The 17534-nt window shown below is 57.2% G+C and carries 13 protein-coding genes and 1 tRNA gene; 8 read left to right on the top strand and 6 right to left on the bottom strand.

The genetic code is table 11. The features are described from left to right. Positions 1-59 precede the first annotated feature (59 nt). A complete protein-coding gene (locus Pan181_RS16535; RefSeq protein ID WP_145248278.1) occupies positions 60-1220 on the top strand; it encodes an aminotransferase class V-fold PLP-dependent enzyme in 1161 nt (386 codons plus the stop codon). Positions 1221-1659: 439 nt separating this feature from the next. Then, the gene (locus Pan181_RS16540) at positions 1660-2823 is read left to right on the top strand and encodes a hypothetical protein (protein WP_197528426.1); all 1164 of its coding nucleotides are present in this window, start codon (positions 1660-1662) and stop codon (positions 2821-2823) included. Between the two features lie 339 nt (positions 2824-3162). Here Pan181_RS16540 and Pan181_RS16545 read toward each other — a convergent pair whose 3' ends face one another. Further along, on the bottom strand, positions 3163-3861 hold the full coding sequence (locus Pan181_RS16545; protein WP_145248283.1) for a leucine-rich repeat domain-containing protein: 699 nt from the start codon (positions 3859-3861) through the stop codon (positions 3163-3165). 305 nt (positions 3862-4166) lie between these two features. On the opposite strand from Pan181_RS16545, the gene Pan181_RS16550 reads away from it, so the two are divergent. Continuing rightward, entirely contained in the window at positions 4167-4529 is a 363-nt protein-coding gene (locus Pan181_RS16550; protein WP_145248285.1) for a hypothetical protein, read from the top strand. A gap of 1008 nt (positions 4530-5537) precedes the next feature. On the opposite strand, the gene Pan181_RS16555 is transcribed toward Pan181_RS16550, so the two are convergent. Both Pan181_RS16555 and Pan181_RS16560 read right to left on the bottom strand, forming a co-directional pair. Further along, positions 5538-5611, bottom strand: a tRNA-Pro gene (locus tag Pan181_RS16555). A 171-nt stretch (positions 5612-5782) separates the two neighbouring features. Further along, positions 5783-7444 carry an efflux transporter outer membrane subunit gene (locus Pan181_RS16560; RefSeq protein WP_145248287.1) on the bottom strand — a complete coding sequence of 554 codons (1662 nt, stop codon included), beginning with the start codon at positions 7442-7444 and terminating at the stop codon, positions 5783-5785. A gap of 338 nt (positions 7445-7782) precedes the next feature. On the opposite strand from Pan181_RS16560, the gene Pan181_RS16565 reads away from it, so the two are divergent. From Pan181_RS16565 to Pan181_RS16575, 3 genes are all read left to right on the top strand, one after another. Continuing rightward, complete coding sequence (locus Pan181_RS16565) at positions 7783-8379, top strand: TetR/AcrR family transcriptional regulator (protein ID WP_145248289.1); 597 nt, start codon at positions 7783-7785, stop codon at positions 8377-8379. Further along, a complete protein-coding gene (locus tag Pan181_RS16570) occupies positions 8379-9770 on the top strand; it encodes an efflux RND transporter periplasmic adaptor subunit (protein ID WP_145248291.1) in 1392 nt (463 codons plus the stop codon). The genes Pan181_RS16565 and Pan181_RS16570 overlap by 1 nt, the downstream gene beginning before the upstream one ends. 74 nt (positions 9771-9844) lie before the next feature. Then, positions 9845-12958: an efflux RND transporter permease subunit gene (locus Pan181_RS16575; RefSeq protein WP_145248293.1), complete on the top strand. Its 3114-nt coding sequence runs from the start codon at positions 9845-9847 to the stop codon at positions 12956-12958. Positions 12959-12964: 6 nt separating this feature from the next. Here the strand turns inward: Pan181_RS16575 and mntR are convergent, their stop codons facing one another. After that, positions 12965-13390: a manganese-binding transcriptional regulator MntR gene (mntR, locus tag Pan181_RS16580; protein ID WP_145248295.1), complete on the bottom strand. Its 426-nt coding sequence runs from the start codon at positions 13388-13390 to the stop codon at positions 12965-12967. A 152-nt stretch (positions 13391-13542) separates the two neighbouring features. On the opposite strand from mntR, the gene Pan181_RS16585 reads away from it, so the two are divergent. Both Pan181_RS16585 and Pan181_RS16590 read left to right on the top strand, forming a co-directional pair. Further along, positions 13543-14622: a DUF1559 domain-containing protein gene (locus Pan181_RS16585; protein ID WP_145248297.1), complete on the top strand. Its 1080-nt coding sequence runs from the start codon at positions 13543-13545 to the stop codon at positions 14620-14622. Between the two features lie 47 nt (positions 14623-14669). Continuing rightward, positions 14670-14930, top strand: a complete 261-nt coding sequence (locus Pan181_RS16590; protein WP_197528427.1) for a hypothetical protein — start codon at positions 14670-14672, stop codon at positions 14928-14930. A gap of 2 nt (positions 14931-14932) precedes the next feature. On the opposite strand, the gene Pan181_RS16595 is transcribed toward Pan181_RS16590, so the two are convergent. Then, a complete protein-coding gene (locus tag Pan181_RS16595; protein WP_145248301.1) occupies positions 14933-16462 on the bottom strand; it encodes a DUF2029 domain-containing protein in 1530 nt (509 codons plus the stop codon). Positions 16463-16538: 76 nt separating this feature from the next. Then, the gene (locus Pan181_RS16600; protein WP_145248303.1) at positions 16539-17525 is read right to left on the bottom strand and encodes a glycosyltransferase family 2 protein; all 987 of its coding nucleotides are present in this window, start codon (positions 17523-17525) and stop codon (positions 16539-16541) included. Positions 17526-17534: the final 9 nt, after the last annotated feature.

A 17534-nucleotide genomic window follows, 5' to 3' on the forward strand; every position in this document is an offset into this window, starting at 1 on the left:
GTTTTTGGCCTCGCCAGATTCGCCCCGACTGAGCACCTTCCTCGCACTGCGGCCACCCGATGTCTGATTTTCTGCTGGATCCCAACGTTGTCTTCCTCAACCATGGTTCGTTTGGCGCCTGCCCGCGACCGGTATTCGAGGAGTACCAACACTGGCAACGCAAGCTCGAAACGCAGCCGGTGAAGTTCCTCGCCCGCGATCTTCCCGAGTTGCTCGCCGACGCCCGCTCGCAGGTGGCCAACTACCTGGGTGCTCAACCTACGGAGATCGTGTTTGTCCCCAACCCCACCTTCGCCGCGAACACGATTGCCCGCTGCCTCGACCTGGGTGAAGGAGACGAAGTTCTAATCACCGACCACGAGTACGGTGCCTGCCGGTTTGCGTTCCAGTTCGCTGGAAGCAAGAAGGGCTTCCGCGTGGTCGAGCAAGCGATTCCGTTGCCGGTCGAATCGGACCAAGCCGTGGCCGACACTTTTTGGCAAGGCGTAACCGACCGCACCAAACTGATCTTCATCAGTCACATCACCTCCGCGACGGCCCTCACGTTGCCGATCCCCGAGATCTGCCAGCGTGCCCGCGAGGCCGGCATCCTCACCATGATCGACGGTGCCCACGCCCCCGGGCAGATCGATGTCGACCTCGGCCAACTCGGGGCCGACTTCTACACCGCCACTTGCCATAAGTGGATGTGCGCGCCCAAGGGCTCTGGTGTGTTCTACGTTCGCGAGGATCGTCAGCAACTGATCGAGCCGCTCGTCGTTGGCTGGGGATGGGGGCCCGAGAAGACCTTCCACCGCGACAACGAGTTTATCGAGCATCACGAATGGCTCGGCACGCACGACCCGTCGGCCTACCTCACCGTGCCGACGGCCATCGCCTGGCAACAACAGCACATCACGCCCGAAGTCCGCCAGCGTTCGCGCGACTTGGTACATACCGCGGTACAGCAAGCGTCGCTTATCGAAGGCATCGAGCGGGTGCACCCCGACTCGTTCTTCTATCAGATGGGACTCATCGACGTGACCACCCTGCAGGTCGATGCCGACGCCCTCAAAATCTGGCTTTACGACACGCATCGCATCGAAGCCCCCACCATCCGCTGGAACGGGCGAACCTTCATCCGCGTCTCCGCCCACGCGTACACCACCGAGCAAGACATCCAACACCTGCTCCACGCCCTCGGCGAATTGCCCAACCAGCACCAGCTACGGCAAGCGTGATCGACGAGGGTCCGTTCTTAGGAAGCGGACCGCCGACATCGATTAAACTTCTGTCACCACTTGGCACTCGATACAAAGCAAAATCGCCGGGGTGCCACGGGCTCCGCCCGTGCGGAAGGGTGTGACAGCGATTCACGATAGTCTGTTTGATGGATATCTAGTTGAGCGAAGGCAACATGGCCAGAGGACGATTCGGGGCGTAGAAGCGACCATGGCCTATTCTGCGTCGGATGATGTAGCCGAGGGAGTTTTTGACCACTCCCAATATACTGAGGGATGCTGCACCGCTACCTGATTGGCGGTGACTCGAAAATCAATGAAGCGTTCCACGCTGGGGCAATTGATACCCCTAGATAGACAAGGGGGAAGGTAATTGTGTAGATTAGTATATCAGGCCAGAGGAAGTTATACTTAGCTTATGCGATCGAATCTAAAGACAGTGGCCACGCTTACTCCATACTGCGTTGGCTTAGTATTTCTATTCGCACTCGGCGAACTAGTTCAGGGAGCGGAATTCATACCGCTCGGCTACCTTCCCGGTGGTTACTATTCGAGTTTAGCGACCAACGTATCTGCGGATGGTAATGTAGTTGTCGGGCAATCGCACAACGGCAGTGCTGGCACAGAGGCTTTTCGTTGGACGCGATCAAACGGAATGCAAGGTCTTGGCGACTTACCGGGAGGAGATACTTGGTCAAACGCCTCCGCAGTTTCAGGCGATGGAAGCGTGGTAATAGGACGAGGGACGGCAGGGGATTACGCGGGAATCGACGCATTTAGATGGACTGACAAAACCCAAATGGAATTAATTGGGTACTTTCCAAGGGATGGTATGCTTTTCAGCTATCCTGGATCCATTTCCAATGATGGGCGGGTAATCGTTGGCTCGTCAGACAATCGTGCATTCAAATGGACCGAAGTAGACGGTATCAGCGAAATACCTGGTATATCAGATTTGCCAGGGTCAAGCGGAGTGGGAGGAGTATCGGCTGATGGCTCGGTGATTGTCGGGTCTCGTGACCTGGATGGTTTGCGTTACCCTTATCGCTTCACAGAACCGAATCATGTCGAGAACTTAGGGCTTTTCCCTGGTTCAAATACTAGTACCTATGTTAACGGGATCTCGTCGGATGGCGAGGTTATTATCGGTTACGTCGATGGACAAGGATGGCGGTGGGACGAATCCAATGGCTACCAGGCAATTCCATCGCTACCAGGGAGCGAGTTCGGTACCATCCCATATGATTTATCTGCTGATGGTTCGGTTATTCTGGGTACAACCAATGCCTACAACACAGACCCGAGAGCACGTTTTCCGTCATTTATTTGGACGCTAGAACGCGGTACTGAGAACTTAGACACATTCTTGCAAGAGTGCCACCAAATCGACATCGCCGGCTGGAGTCTGTCGAGAGCTTATGGCATTTCCGACGACGGCAAAGTCATCGTGGGAGGCGGTATTAATCCCGATGGACGATTGGAAGCCTTTGTGGTCGATCTACGCATACCAGAACCCAGTACCCTTGGTATGACGATAGTACTGGTTCTCTGCATTTGCACGACTCGCACGCAGGCCCGGCTTCATCGGCCTGGACAACAGTGAGAAGTGCTGGAAACGGCTTCGGTACACATCCTCCAGAGTGCACAAGCGCGACACGCCGAAGCAGAGCAAGTTGCCCAAGACGTTGTGGCTGCGATTATACCGCCGGGGTGCCACGGGCTCCGCCCGTGCGAAAGGGTGTGACAGCGATTCACAACAGCCTGTATGATGGGTATCTGGTTGAGCAAAAGAACCTCGGCCAGAGGACGATACGAGGTTTAGAAGCGACCGTGGCTTATTCTGCGTCGGACGATGTGGCCGAGGTAGGTTTGCGTCAATGAAACAAGTCGGACAGCAATCTCGAACTCTGTAAATTCAGAGCACGCCCTGTTGATTGACCTTCTAGCGAACAACACGCAGTGACGGAATCGACTTTCGCAGTTCTTCGACCTCTACATCAGGCATAACATCCTCTTCGATGCCTATACGGTCCAAATGCTCTATGTCCTGTATGAACCGTGAACATTTGGCAGTTGCATTCGTTCGGCGAATATAGAGTTGCTCCAGTTTCTTGAAACGGCTCGCATGTGCCACCCCCGCATCCGAGATTGCCGTCCCCTCCACGTCGAGAGCTATTAGTGGCAAAGACACCGGCAACTGTTCAATCCCAGCATCGGTGACTTTGGGACAGTTGTTTAGTCCGAGGCGGTGCAATTCACTAAGATGCCCAATATCCGCCACAAGTTCATCATCAACCTCGGGCGCGTCACGAAGGTAGACGTAGACCACATTACAGAAGTAGTGCTTGCCAACCAGATTTCGCAGCCAACGAGGACCTGCGGGTTCAGGGGCAGGACCTACGCCTCCAGTGCCTTGCCAGTCGAGCTGTCCCCTCACATCAGAATCCCATTCATAGTCATACTCGACTCGACCACCAAGTTCCTCCACTCTCCGAACGATACGCTCTTGTCGACGAGCCGCCGACACCACCACGCCTAGCCAGATACATAGTATAGTTAGCAGCAGAAATGCGGTTCTTAGTGAGATGGCAGGCCACCGTCTTCTCTTCGTTTCAGGCTGACCTTCGATCTTTGTAGCCATTTGACGAGTCCGATTGAATATGGATGGAAAGAAAGGAGTCTCACACCGAAGCGTCACCGTTCTTAGTTTAGCAGAGCTAACGAGCCGCGTCTCTCCCCCACCTCGGCGTGACACGCCGAAGCAAAGCAAGTTGCCCAAGGCGCAGTGGCTGCGATTATACCGCCGGGGTGCCACGGGCTTCGCCCGTGCGGAAGGGTGTGACAGAGATTCACGACAAACTGTATGATGGAGGGCCTTGTCACCCACTCGCCGGTTCACTCGAGAGCCTGACATTCGACGAGCCCGGGCAACAGGATTAACCTTTAATGACCATCTCACACCTTCACCGGGGACGCCTAGTGCATGAGGATCTCCTGATTAGTGCTATTCGCGATTTGACGACCGAAGCGTGGGACTCCCATCAGGTGAGACTCCCTTCCGGTCAGGTCTACCAGTTTCTCAACGACTTTATTCGTGATCGCTCCATTCGAGAGGTCCTTGCGAAGGGCATTCTCACCGACGATGAGGCCGTGACGCTGGTTCTTGCGCATTTTGAAACACGCCTGTTATATCCCTCTATCGAATACCAAGGGGGATTACCCTCAGATACATGGCACACTAAAGGCTATTCTCAGGCGACACTGGATTCGCTACTTGCTCTCCTGCGGCTACATCCGCCAAACAAGTAGCAGAATGACGTTGGATCGTATCGAAGCAATCGGTTTTCAGACGCTTAATGTTGCAGAACGCGGTTTCCCTCTAGGTGTTACTTGAACGAGCGAAAGGCATCCGATACTGTCGCGAGCCACTGTCGCACGGATATCCGATTCGCTGGAACTTGATGCCGGCCTATTAAGCGGATGACCTAGTCAGGCGAACTACTGCGATCGGCCAACCACTCGGAGAGTGGTGCTACATTCGGCTGTCGCCTTTTTGTTCTTTGTAGTTTTCGCTTGGAATTGGCCACTCATGGTGTTCTAATGGACAGTTGGTCGAGGCTGTCGGCTTTCAGCTGTTGGTTTGTTAGTGTTTGGAGGTTTTGGAGATGTGATGTTTGTCTTAGTGTCCGACTTCTAGCGACGCGCAGGCGAATGGTTGCTTGCGTGGGCGCTGGCTGCTGCGCGGATGCCAAAGCTTTAGGCTGTAAGCAGTAGGCTAGATCTTTCAGTCGCTGGAAGCTTCCTCAAGATGACATTCCGCATTCCGAAATCCCCAATCCGAAATCCCCCAACTCCCAACTCAAAATACTTTCCCACCCATGGGAATCTATTTTGGGCAACTATCGCGGAGGTGTTGATGCAACTCATTACCCACCAACGACTTGCGATAAGTGCCCAGCGGGAAAATAGATTCCCACTCGATGCGTTTTGGGAAATGGGAATCTATTCGAGCGCGAAAACCACTGGTTTTACAGAGTACGCGGTGATTCAATTTTCCCATCGGTGGGTAAATTGGGAATCTATTTGCTCGGCGGTGGGAATGTATTCGTCAGTCGACGAACCAAGCGTCGGCTGCAAAGGTGGCGACGCACTGCTGGTGATGGATGCAGAGGGAGGAGAGAACGCAAACCGATCGCGGACAACGCTGAGCAAGGTGTCGCCGGATCATGCGAGGGGCGAGTTGAGGGTTCCAGTGAACCCGAAGCCCCCTCGCACAAGAAACGCAATAAGTCCTCTGGAGAACAGAACTTAAAGCAGTCGGGCCGACAGGATTCGAACCTGCGACCTTTTGACCCCCAGTCAAACGCGCTACCAGACTGCGCCACGGCCCGAACTTGTTTTAGAGACAGCGGCCGAGATGGCCGGTGCCGGATTCTCGCTGGCGTTGCCGGCGAGGTTTTGATGATTTTCAGATCCCCAGTTGTACAGGTCGATGCTTGTTTTGGCAAGACGGGCCCCGCAGGGTGCGGGTTCGCCGGTTACCTATATTTCTCGGTTTTTTGCTATTCCAACGTTAGCAGCAGGTCGACTGGCAAGGCAATTTCGGTCGTGACAGCCGCGTCGACCTCGTCGGTGGCCGGCGTCGGCTCGGAGGAGTCGCTCGCCGGTTCGGTCGACATGGTCGGCGAGAGCGCCGGAATGGTGGTCGAGGTCGGATCGACCGCCAGGGTCGCGCCGGCCCCGGAGTTCTGGCATCGGGTTTGCCACCCACCGCCGAGCTCCTTGTAGACCGAGACGAGATTCACGTTCACCCGACCACGACTGGCGGCAAGCTCCTCCTGTCGTGTGACCAATACCCGCTGAGTATCGATCACCCGTTGAAAATCGGCCTTCCCCTCGCGGTACTGCAACGTGGCGATGTCCACTGAGCGTTCCGCGTTGACTACCGACTCCCGCAGCAACTCCACCCGCTCTTTTTCTTTGAGGTACGAAATAATGGCATCCTCGACCGACCGGTCGGCGTTGAGCACCGCTTGTTGGTAGCCGAGCACGGCCTCCTGCAAGCGTGCCTGCTGGGCGCGGTAGCCGTTGATGAGCCGGCCGTAGTTGAGGATGTCCCACTGAAATCCTGGTCCCACGGAACCAACGAGTGACTCGGAACGGAACAAGTCGGAAATCTTTGCAGCCTCGACGCCGATCGAACCGGTAAGAGCAAAGTGCGGATAGAGATTCGCCTCGGTGAATCCAACCAGCGCACTTTGCAGAGCGACTTGTTGTTCCGCCTGACGCACGTCGGGGCGACGGCGGAGCAGCTCGGCCGGGATGCCGACGACCACCTGCTCGGGCGGGGTTGGGATGCCGGTTTGCTCCAGATAGCCCGCCAGATCTTCTGGTGCGGAGCCCAGGAGGACACAGATCGCGTTTTGCGTTTTACGAATCGACTCTTCCAACGGCGGAATGGCCGCCTTGGTAGCGTTCAAACTAGTCGCCGCTTGGGCGACATCCAACTCACTAACCCGTCCGTTTTCAAAGCGTTTTTGAGCGAGTTCCAAAGTTTGTTGCTGCAGTACGACATTCTCCTGAACGATATCGAGTCGCTCTTCCAGCGTGCGCATCTGGATGTAGGCCGAGGCAAGCTCGCCCTGCAGGATGACGAGCACGTCGTCGTAGCTGTAGATCGACGACTCGTAGTTGGCTTCGGCTGCTTCGACCAGTCGGCGGAAGCGGCCCCACATGTCGAGTTCCCAAGACGCGTTGAATCCGGCTCCCCATTGGTCGTACTCAACCGCGGGAAACTGATTGGCGTTGGTCTCGCTGTTCTTGATATGTGCGAAGCTACCTGTTGCTTGCTGCGACTGTGGGAACAACGTGCCACGGGCGGTGTTGAGCAGTGCGCGGGCTTCGACCACTCGCATGGCGGCTTGGCGAAGCTGCAGGTTTTGCGAGGCGGCTTCCTCTTCCAGGGCGTTGAGCGTCGGGTCGTCGAATACGCGCCACCAGTTGCTGTAGTCGGCGCAGGCCGACACTACACTGGGGTCGTCGGCGTCGATCCAGTCCGACGCAACCGGAGTCGCAGGTCGACAGTATTCGGGCCCCACTTTGAATCGCTGCTGGATCCACTGCTTGGGCCCCGTCAGGCAACCGCTCGCGGTGCACAACATCACCACCGAAACCACCGCCAGGGGGATTCGCCGACCGAAGGGCAAGAACTGCTTCACTTCCATGTGTCTCCCTCCTCTGGGAGTGTTCTACTCGCGGACGCTGCCATCCTTGGCCGCGTGGGGTTTCGCGCCGGTCGGGAGGATCTCCCCCCGGATATGCGTTACCACCCTCCTAACTGGTGTCGGCAGTTTTCAGCCGAAACCCTTGCCTACCCGATGCTCCCGTTTTGGTTTGGCTATTCCACCCAAACTCACGCTCGAGGTTCGCGGATTGCCCCAATCGAACCGTGGATTGCCGTAGAGTGATTCAAGCAACGTTGACAAAATGACCGATCGGTCAATATGATGACTTTAGATTCATTTTTCCATTCCACTTCCCCAAAATTCTTAATTTTTGCGCGATGCCGACGATCTCTGAGCGTCAAAAAGACGCGACAAAACAAGGAATTTACGAAGCCGCGGTCGAAGTGCTCACGCACGACGGACTCGATCGGGCGACGATGAGCCGAGTCGCCCAGCAGGCGGGGATTTCGAAAGGTAGTCTTTACAACTACTTCAAAGACAAAGACCACCTGCTGGAGTTTGTTTTCGAGAAGACGATCGACCCGCTCCACGAGCAAATCATGGGCATCGTCGACTCCAATGCCCCTGTTTTAGAAAAGCTGCACGGGGTGTTTGTAACCCTGCTGAACTACCTGGGCGAACGCCGCAAGCTGTTTAGCTTTCTGCTCTCGCAACAAGCATTGCAGAAATACATTACGCCGAGTTGTTCGCAAGGACCTGCCACGTTCGCCCTGTTGATTCAGCAAGGCATCGACGATGGGGTTTTCCGTCCTTGTGATACGAATTTCCACGCCACGATGGTGTACGGAATGCTGCGAGCCATTAGCGACGACTACTTGGACGCAGAGGAACCACTGGAAGTGGATCACATTGCTCAGCAACTATCGCAGTTCTGTGCTATCGGATTTGCCGTCTCCCCTGAGAAAGTCACCTAATGGCTGATCGTAATCAAAGTACAACCCGTTCGACCTCGTTAAAGCGTCTTGCGCACTGGCGACCTTGGCAGTACCTGGCTGGTAGCACCCTGCTGATTGTAGTGGTCGGCGTCGGTCTATGGCTGATCAATTCCAAAGGCACCGCCAGTCCTCCGGCAACCGTGAGCGCCGATACAGAGAAGCCGGCAGCTGCGCAGGTGGTGGAGATCGTTACGGTCACCAGCCAGCGGGTCGAAAGTCAAACGACATACCCTGGAACAATTCGCGCGAACAAGACCGCGAATCTGGCCTTTCGCGTGGGTGGTCCGCTGGTCGCGGTCGACATTGCTCCAGGTAGCGAAGTGAAGAAGGGAGACGTGCTGATGCGCATCGACCCTCGCGACTACGAGAACGCAGTAGCTGCTGCTAGCGCAACGCTCGAGTCGGCCAAGGCCAAGCTGGCGGCTATGCAAAAAGGGGCCCGGCAGGAAGATGTCCGCTCGCTCGAAGCCCGCCTGGCTGCTGCAAATGCCCGGCGGCAGTTTGCCCAGGCCGAGTACGAACGCAACGAACGCTTGCTCAAGTCCAACGCAGTAGCGATGGCTGAGTACGACGCTTCGAAGGCAGAGCTATCGGCTGCCGAGGCGGATCTCCGCGCAGCAACCGAAGAACTTCAGAAAGGCAAAGTTGGCTCCCGCGAAGAAGATGTCGACGCCATGCAGGCCGACATCCGAGCGCTCGAAACACAACTGAAGGTCGCCCGCGATCAATTGGCCGACTCCTCGTTGCGAGCCCCCTTCGACGGCATGGTCACCGTGCAGGCGGTGGAGAACTACGAGCAAGTGGCCCCCGGGCAAACCGTGCTCGGCATGCACAACATCAACTTGCTTGAGGTCGATGTATCGCTGCCGGAACGCGAGATCTTGCACCGCCAGCTCGACGAAGCATTCGACGCAATCGTGCGTTTAGTCTCGCTGCCGAATCGCACGTTTGTTGCCGATTTCAAAGAGATCAATACCGACGCAGATCCCACCACACGAACCTATCGCGTGACGTTCGTCATGCCGAAGCCCGAAGGCATCAACGTATTCCCTGGCATGGTGGCCGACATCACCCTCGTTTCGGCGACCGACGCAAGCGATTCGACCGCGCTTCCTTTGGTACCGGTGCCAGCAGTGCAAAGCAACGCAGCCGGCGACCACTACGTTTGGGTGGTCCAGCAGGGGGCTGCTCACAAGCACCCAGTGAAACTCGGTCCGCTGACCGACGACAACCAGTACGTCGTGCGCGAAGGACTGACCGCCGGCGAACAAGTAGTGACCAGCGGCGCGGCTTTCCTGCACGAAGGCATGAAGGTGGTTGACCGGGCCAGCGTAACGAGCACCCAAAGCACCTCGCCAGCGACGAACTAACTCACCGATAAACGCGCATTTGGCTTTGCGATCTTACCTCTACACACTCCCCTGCTTGCTGCACCGACCGAAGTATGAATCCCGCAAAGTTTGCCCTAGAGCAGCGCACCACGACGATCATCTTGAGCCTCATCACCATCGGCGTAGGCATGTATGCCTACACGCGACTGGGGCGGCTTGAGTTTCCCGACTTCGTCATCAAAGAAGTGGTGGTCACCACCCCCTACCCTGGTGCGTCGGCCGAAGAGGTAGAGCAGCAAGTGACCGACGTGCTGGAAGAGAACATCCAGTCGCTCGGCGAGCTGAAAGAGGTCCGCTCGACTTCGCAAGATGGTTTGTCGATCATCCACGCGGAAATGAAAGACAAGTACCGCGGCGATGCCGACCTGCAGCAAATCTGGGACAAGCTGCGCCGCAAAGTGAACGACATCCAAGGCTCGCTTCCCCCAGGTGCAGGCCCTTCGATCGTAAACGACGACTTTAGCGACGTGTACGGGCTATTCTTTTCGCTCTCGGGCGAAGACTACTCGTACAAGGAGCTGAAGGAGTACGCCGAGGAACTCAAGAAGAACCTGGTGCTCTGCCAGGACGTGGCCAAAATCTCGTTCTGGGGTTTGCAACCCGAAGTGATCTATATCGAGATTCCTCAAGCTCGCATGGCCGAGTTGGGCATCTCGCCGCAGGCGATCTTGCAGCTCCTGCAATCGCAAGACGTCGTGCAGCCCTCAGGGCACGTGCGAATGGGCGAAGACTATATTCGCATCGAACCTACTGGCTCGTTCAACTCCGAGGAGCGCATCGGCGAGCTATTGATCGCCGCGCCGGGAGTCGGCGGATCGATTCGGTTGCGCGACATTGCGACGATCCGCCGCGACTACCTCGATCCCGCCCGGTCGCTGATGCGATTCAATGGCAAGCCGGCCATCGGCCTGGGGGTTTCAACCGTCGCAGGTGGCAACGCGGTGACGATGGGCGACGCGGTAAAGGCCCGGCTGGCGGAACTCGAACCGATGCGCCCGCCTGGGCTCGAGGTCGAAACGATCTACGACCAGGGAGCCACGGTAAACGTGGCCATCAATGGGTTCATGATCAACCTGATCGAGTCGGTGCTGATTGTGATTGTGCTATTGCTGATTTTTATGGGCTGGCGGAGCGGCCTGTTGATCGGTTTCGTGCTGGTAATGACTATTTTGGGCGACTTCATCTATATGTGGCTCGCTGAGATTACTCTGCAGAAGATTTCGCTCGGTGCCCTTATTCTCGCGCTCGGCATGCTCGTGGACAATGCGATTGTGGTAGTCGAAGGGGTACTCATCAAACTCCAACGCGGCATCGATCACAAGACGGCCGCCATCGACACGGTCGCCCAAACGCAAATGCCGCTGCTGGGAGCCACGTTCATTGCGTCGCTCGCCTTTGCGGCGATTGGCCTGGCGCCTGGCAACGTCGGCGAGTTTTGTAGTTCGCTGTTCTGGGTGCTCGGCAGTTCGCTGATGATTAGCTGGCTCACCGCGGTTACCGTGACTCCCCTGCTTTGCGTCTGGATGCTGAAAGCTCCTGCTGCTGACCAGGCCGATAAAGATCCCTACGATAGCACCTTCTTTCATATCTATCGCTCGCTGCTCGACCGCATCATTCGACTATGGCCCGTCTCCCTGGCAGCCGTGGCTGCAGCGGTGGTCGCCGCTGGCATCGGCTTCGCCTATGTGCCGAACTTCTTCTTCCCCGAATCGAGTCAGCCGCTCTTCACGGTGGACCTCTATCGCCCGGAAGGAACGCACATCGAGGAAACGTCGGCCACGATGCGGAGCATCGAAGAGCACCTGAATAGCGAAGAGCACGTGAAACGGGTGACCACGTTTATTGGTCAAGGTGCGCTACGTTTCATCCTGACCTATAGCCCGAAGGATCCGAACTCCAGCTACGGAAGTTTGGTGGTGTACACGGATGACCTGGAATCGATGCCCGACGTGATGGAGCGACTAAAGACCTATCTCGCCCGCGCATTCCCCGATTCCGAATACGTGGTGCAGCGTTGGAAAGATGGTCCTCCTTACGACTATGCCATCGAAGCTCGCTTCCGTGGACCCGATCCGATTGTGCTGCGTGATCTTGCCGATCAGGCAATGGTAAAGATGCGAGAAGCAAACTGCACGCCGACCCGACACAACTGGCGTAATCGCACCACGGTGCTGCGACCCGAGTTCTCGGAAGTAAAAGCCCGCAGCGTCGGGATTACTCGAAACGATGTCGCCCAGGCGCTGCGAGCCAACTTCGGCGGGCAGACCGTGGGGGTGTATCGCGAAGAAAACGACTTGCTGCCGATCATGTTGCGATCGCCGGCCGAGGAGCACACAAACTACCAAAAAGCTCGCGAGGTTTACGTCTGGAGTGCCATTACCGGCCAACCAGTGTCGCTGAACAGCGTATTGGATTGGAACGAAGATCGCCCAGGTTCGGAGGATGCGCTAATCCATCGTCGCCACCGCGAGCGCGAGATCACCGCACAGTGCAATCCCTCGAGCGGACTGGCCTCGGTCACCATGCGGACCCTCCAGCCGGAGATCGAGAACATTAAGCTGCCTGCTGGTTACACGCTGGAGTGGGGCGGCGAGCTTGACGCTTCGGCCGACGGGCAGGAACCGCTCGCGAAGATGTTCCCCATCTGCCTGGCGGGAATGTTCGTGATCTTGATCTGCCTGTTCAATCAAGTTCGCGAGCCAATTGTGATCTTCCTTTGCTTGCCGCTGATCTCGATTGGTGTTACCGCAGGGCTGTTGATTACCGGACTGCCATTCGGCTTCATGTCGATCCTCGGCTACCTGGGTCTCTCCGGCATGTTGATCAAGAACGCGATCGTGCTGATCGACGAGATCGAAGTCAACAAACATGCCGGGTTGCATCCCTACCAGGCGGTGCTCGACGCAGGCGTCAGTCGTCTGCGCCCAGTGGCCATGGCTTCCGGCACCACGGTGCTCGGCATGGCTCCGTTGGTGTGGGACCCGTTCTACAAAGGCATGGCCGCTACGGTGGCTTCGGGCCTGATTGGTTCGACCATTTTGATCTTGCTGGTGCTGCCGCTGTTCTATGTGCTGGCCTTCTGGATCAAACGCGAAGAGTCCCCAGCCGCCAAGCCTGCAACCACCCCTGCACCAGTCGCTACGGAACCTGAAGAGACTGAAGAGTGATCGCAGCTACTTGCTGGCTTCGATCTTAGCGATCCACTCGGCGAAGCAGTCGAGTGTTTCGCTACTCACATGATGCTCGATCCCTTCGGCATCGACACGTGCAGCCTGCTCGCTGACCCCAATGGCGAGCAGAAAGCCGAGCACCAGTTCGTGGCGTTCCTGCGACTCGCGCGCCAGCTTCCGCCCGCGAGCGGTGAGTGAAATCGGACCGTACGGCTGCGAATCAACGAGTCCTTCGTCCTTCAAGCGGGCGACGGTCTTGGTCACCGTGACATGACTCACCGCAAATAACCGCGCGAGATCCGCCCCACGACACTCGCCTCGATCACTTTCGATCTGAGCAATCGCTTCCACGTAGTCCTCCGCCGTTTCGGTCGCATGGTCATGGCGTGTGCGTCGGTACTCGTTCGATTTGTTTCGCTTCGAAGCCATCGTCGCTGAACACTCTGTTGGAAGGCACTTTCTCCGCGGGCCTAAAACACTCCTTGGGAGAAAACTTCGGATACTTGCTTGACTACAAGTTTAACCACGGCTAACATTCGTGCAATTCAACATTTAGCCACAGCTAAACCTAGAGGTCCCCCGTGTCACAGCCAAACACGATTCGACTCGGCAATTGCCGAGGATTTACGCTGGTTGAGCTGTTGGTGGTGATCGCCATTGTGGGGCTGCTCATCTCGCTGCTATTGCCAGCCGTGCAAAACTCGCGCGAAGCGGTGCGACGCAATGCTTGCATGAACAACCTGAAGCAACTCGCCCTGGCGCTGCACCACTACGAGTCGGCGCAGCGGTGCTTGCCATCGGGTTACCAGTCGAACTCGCTCGCCTCCCCTCCTCCGGCGACACGCGATCCCAACACCTGGGACGCCCCGCCAGGTTGGGGTTGGACCGCGCTGCTGCTCGAACACCTCGAGCAAGGCAGCCTGGCCGAACGCATCGACTTCAACAAACCAGTCTGGGAGCTCAAGCACGCTTCGCTGGTCGATACGCGGATCGCGTTGCTGCAATGCCCGAGTTCCACCGGGCCGCGCGAAGCGTTTGACCTGGTCGATCAGGCGGGGGCACCGCTCACCATCGCCGGACACACACCGCGACTTGGCCGGAGCGACTACGTGGCCAGCCATGGGCAGGAATCGTGCTGGGGCGAGTGTGGTTCGCAAGCGACGGGGCTCGTGTTTACCGACATCTACAAGGGGCTCACCAGGACGATCACCATCGATGGCAATGCCTCGCGCGTGGCCGATGGCCCTTTCTACCGCAATTCGAAAGTCGCTCTACGGGAAGTGACCGATGGCTTGTCGCACACGATCTTCCTCGGCGAGCACTCGTCGGCCTTGAGCGATAAATCGTGGGCGGGGGTCGTACCGGGCGCGGTGGTTCATCCGAGATTCACCTCGCCGGAGAATGGCCCCGACGCCGCGGCAACGCTGGTGCTGGTGCATGCCGGCCCGTCAGGTGGCGAGTTGGACATCACAGGGCAACCGATTATCCACCCTATTAACTTTCCGACTTTGCACGTGGGGCAAATGTACGCCGAACACAGTTACGGTGGCAACATTGCCATGGGAGATGGATCGGTAACGTTTACGACGGAAGATGTCGACCCAATCGTTTGGGCGGAGTACTCCAGCATCAACGAACACGAAATCCCCGGGAACCTCTAATGCACCGCTCATCATACGTACTCCGTGCACTACTTATTGCCCTATCCATGATCACTGGCTGTGGGCATCCTGAGATCAGCCCCGTTGCTTACGACTACTCGATAGCCCTCTACTCGATTACCAATCGGGAGCTAGACCAGCAGCTGACCGAAGTAGAAGCTCGGATTCGCGAAGCGGCCGCGCAGGGAGATCTCACTTCGACCGATGCCGATGCCTTGAATGGGGTGATCGCAAAGGCCAAAACAGGCGACTGGAAAGCTGCCAACGTGGAGTGTCGCGCGCTGATGGAAGCCCAGATCAAACGATAACGCTACTTCAGCCAGCCGTAGTGTTCCATGGCGTTGTAGATCCAAGGCTGCTCCCAAGGATTCCAGTTGGGGTAGCTTACCGAAATCATTGACAGCGCCAGCAATACCAAAGCGACGCCCCGCGCCCAGCGATTGCGACTCATCTTGTCGACCACTGGCAACAGCACCACCAGCCACAGCGGTGCAAGCCAAAACATCCAGCGAAAACCGGAGGTCATTCCCCCGTAGTTTCGATCCATCAGCGGCCGCATGAGAATAAAGAACACAAAGCAAGTGATGGTCATGGCCAACGCGGCGAGGGCGAGTTCGCGTTCGAGCCTGATACCGCGGACAAGCCAGATGCCGATGCCACCGAGCGTTAGAATCCAGATGGGAGTCAGCGAATAGACCCCGTGGTGGCCCACGAGTACATGGATCGCGTAGGTGCCGACATTCTCTTCGCCGACGTCGATGCCTTGTCGGTCGTGCCAGTAGCTCTCGATCGTGCGGCCGTTCTTCTCGTAGGTATACATGTACCAGTTGTCCGACGGATCGGTTTCGCTGCGGTGCATGTAGGGGGGCCGCAAGCTATTGTGGGCGATGTAGTTGGTGGTAAAGAAGGCTGCTGCGACCACGGCCACGCCGGGCACGCCCCAGATCAGAGTCTTCTTCCAGTCGCGCACGAGCAACAGTAAGCCGAAGAGCGCAAGGAGCGCGGTCGCCGGAAGTTCGTTAGCGGCCATAAACGCCGAGGCCAACCCGCACATCAGAAAGTGCCAACCACGTGGAGTCTCGGAACGGGCGATCTGCACGTAGAAGAACACCGCTACTGCAGCCGCGGTTGCCCCGACGATGTGATTATTCAGCGTTGCGGCAAACGTGGTTAGCAGCGTAGCGAACGAAGCAGCAGCAACCACGAAGATGCGTCCCCAATCGCTAGTGCCAAGCTGCTCGGCGAGCACCGCAATTACCAGGAACATCAACACCATTGCCGGCACGTTGGTCAATAGCAGCATCAACCGCCCGACTTCGTAAGGGTTCGTTCCCAAGTCCCAGCCGGTGATCTGCTTGATGAGCCAGTACTTGGGTGCCAGCATCGTGGCCATCAACGGCGGCTTGCTCGAATAAAAATGCTGCTCTCCGTCGCGGCCAACGTGACTGACCATGTCGATCGAGTCCCACCTTGGCTCACGAAAGAAGTTATCGACTTCGTAGGTTCCTTCTTCCACCAGCGAGCGGATGGTCAACCATCGGCTGCGATCATTGGCACTCAAGAACGGGCGTTCGAGCCCGATTTTCTGCACCAGCTCTTCCCGCTTGCGTTCGACTCGATCTTCCAGGGTCGCTTCGTCAACTCCTTCGGCTTCCTGCGCTGCGCGAAACTCTTGGAGTCGTTCGTTGATGCGTGATTGGCTTAACTTGGCGACGTTGTCGGAATTCACCGCCAAGATGCGCCCGGCCATGTGCCCCACGGCAATCGTGATGAGAATCGCATAGACCATGCGACGCAGCGTGACCGACGAATCGGAAGTAGTTTCAGGAGAATCAGACATACCAGAGAATCCATGAATCGAGATTCGTTCCGACGCTCCGCGCCGAAACTGCGTTGGGTGAAACTAGAAAGCCAAACTAGTGCCGAACGGTCACCTCGTTCTCTCGCGGATCGGTGTACTCGGCCACGGAGAACATATCGGACTTGCGGATCAAGAAGCCGGTGACCATCTCACTCAGCAGGCCGACGGTCAGGAACTGACCACCAATCAAGAAGAAGGCCAGCGCGTAATACAGTGCGGGGCGTTCGTGCAGGTGCATCTCGGGCAAGCCGAGCAGTTCGATGCGGGTCAGGCACCACATCACCGCCAGGTACCCAAGTAGCCCAAATCCAACGAGGAACGACACCAGCCCAAAACCACCGAGCAGGTGCTGTGGGCGTTGGCCGAAACCGGTGATGAACTTCACGGTCAGCAAATCGAGAAAACCTTTGACGATTCGCTTGGCGCCGTACTTGGAATGGCCAAACTTTCGCGGGCGGTGATTCACAGGGACTTCGGCCACCTTGAAGCCACGGGCGTCGGCCAGCACCGGCACGAAGCGATGCAGCTCGCCATACAGCCGAACCTCTCCGACCACTTCACGGCGATAAAGCTTGAATCCACAGTTGTGGTCGTGAAGCTTCACGCCGGTCAGCCAACCAACCATGCCGTTGAACACTTTTGAAGGCAATGTCTTGTGCCAAGGGTCCTTGCGGTCGATTTTCCAACCGCTAACCACGTCGTAGCCTTCCTGTAGTTTGGCCATCAACAGCGGCAGCTCGGCTGGATCGTCCTGCAAGTCGCCATCGATCGTCACCACGTAGGGATCTTCCACTTCGTCGAACCCAGCCGTGAGGGCGGCAGCTTTACCAAAGTTACGCCGGAATCGAACGCCGAGCACGTTGGGATCGCGTTTGCCGAGTTCGCAGATTTTCTTCCACGTGTCGTCAGTCGAACCGTCGTCGACCATCACCAAGCGCAAGCGATAGTCGTTCGCCTCGGCCGAAGCCTGCAACTGGCGATAGAGTTCTTCGACACTTTCCGACTCGTTGAGAATCGGTACTACAACAGTGATGGGAGTCATGACGTATCG

Source organism: Aeoliella mucimassa (assembly GCF_007748035.1).
GTDB classification, from domain to species: Bacteria; Planctomycetota; Planctomycetia; order Pirellulales; family Lacipirellulaceae; genus Aeoliella; species Aeoliella mucimassa.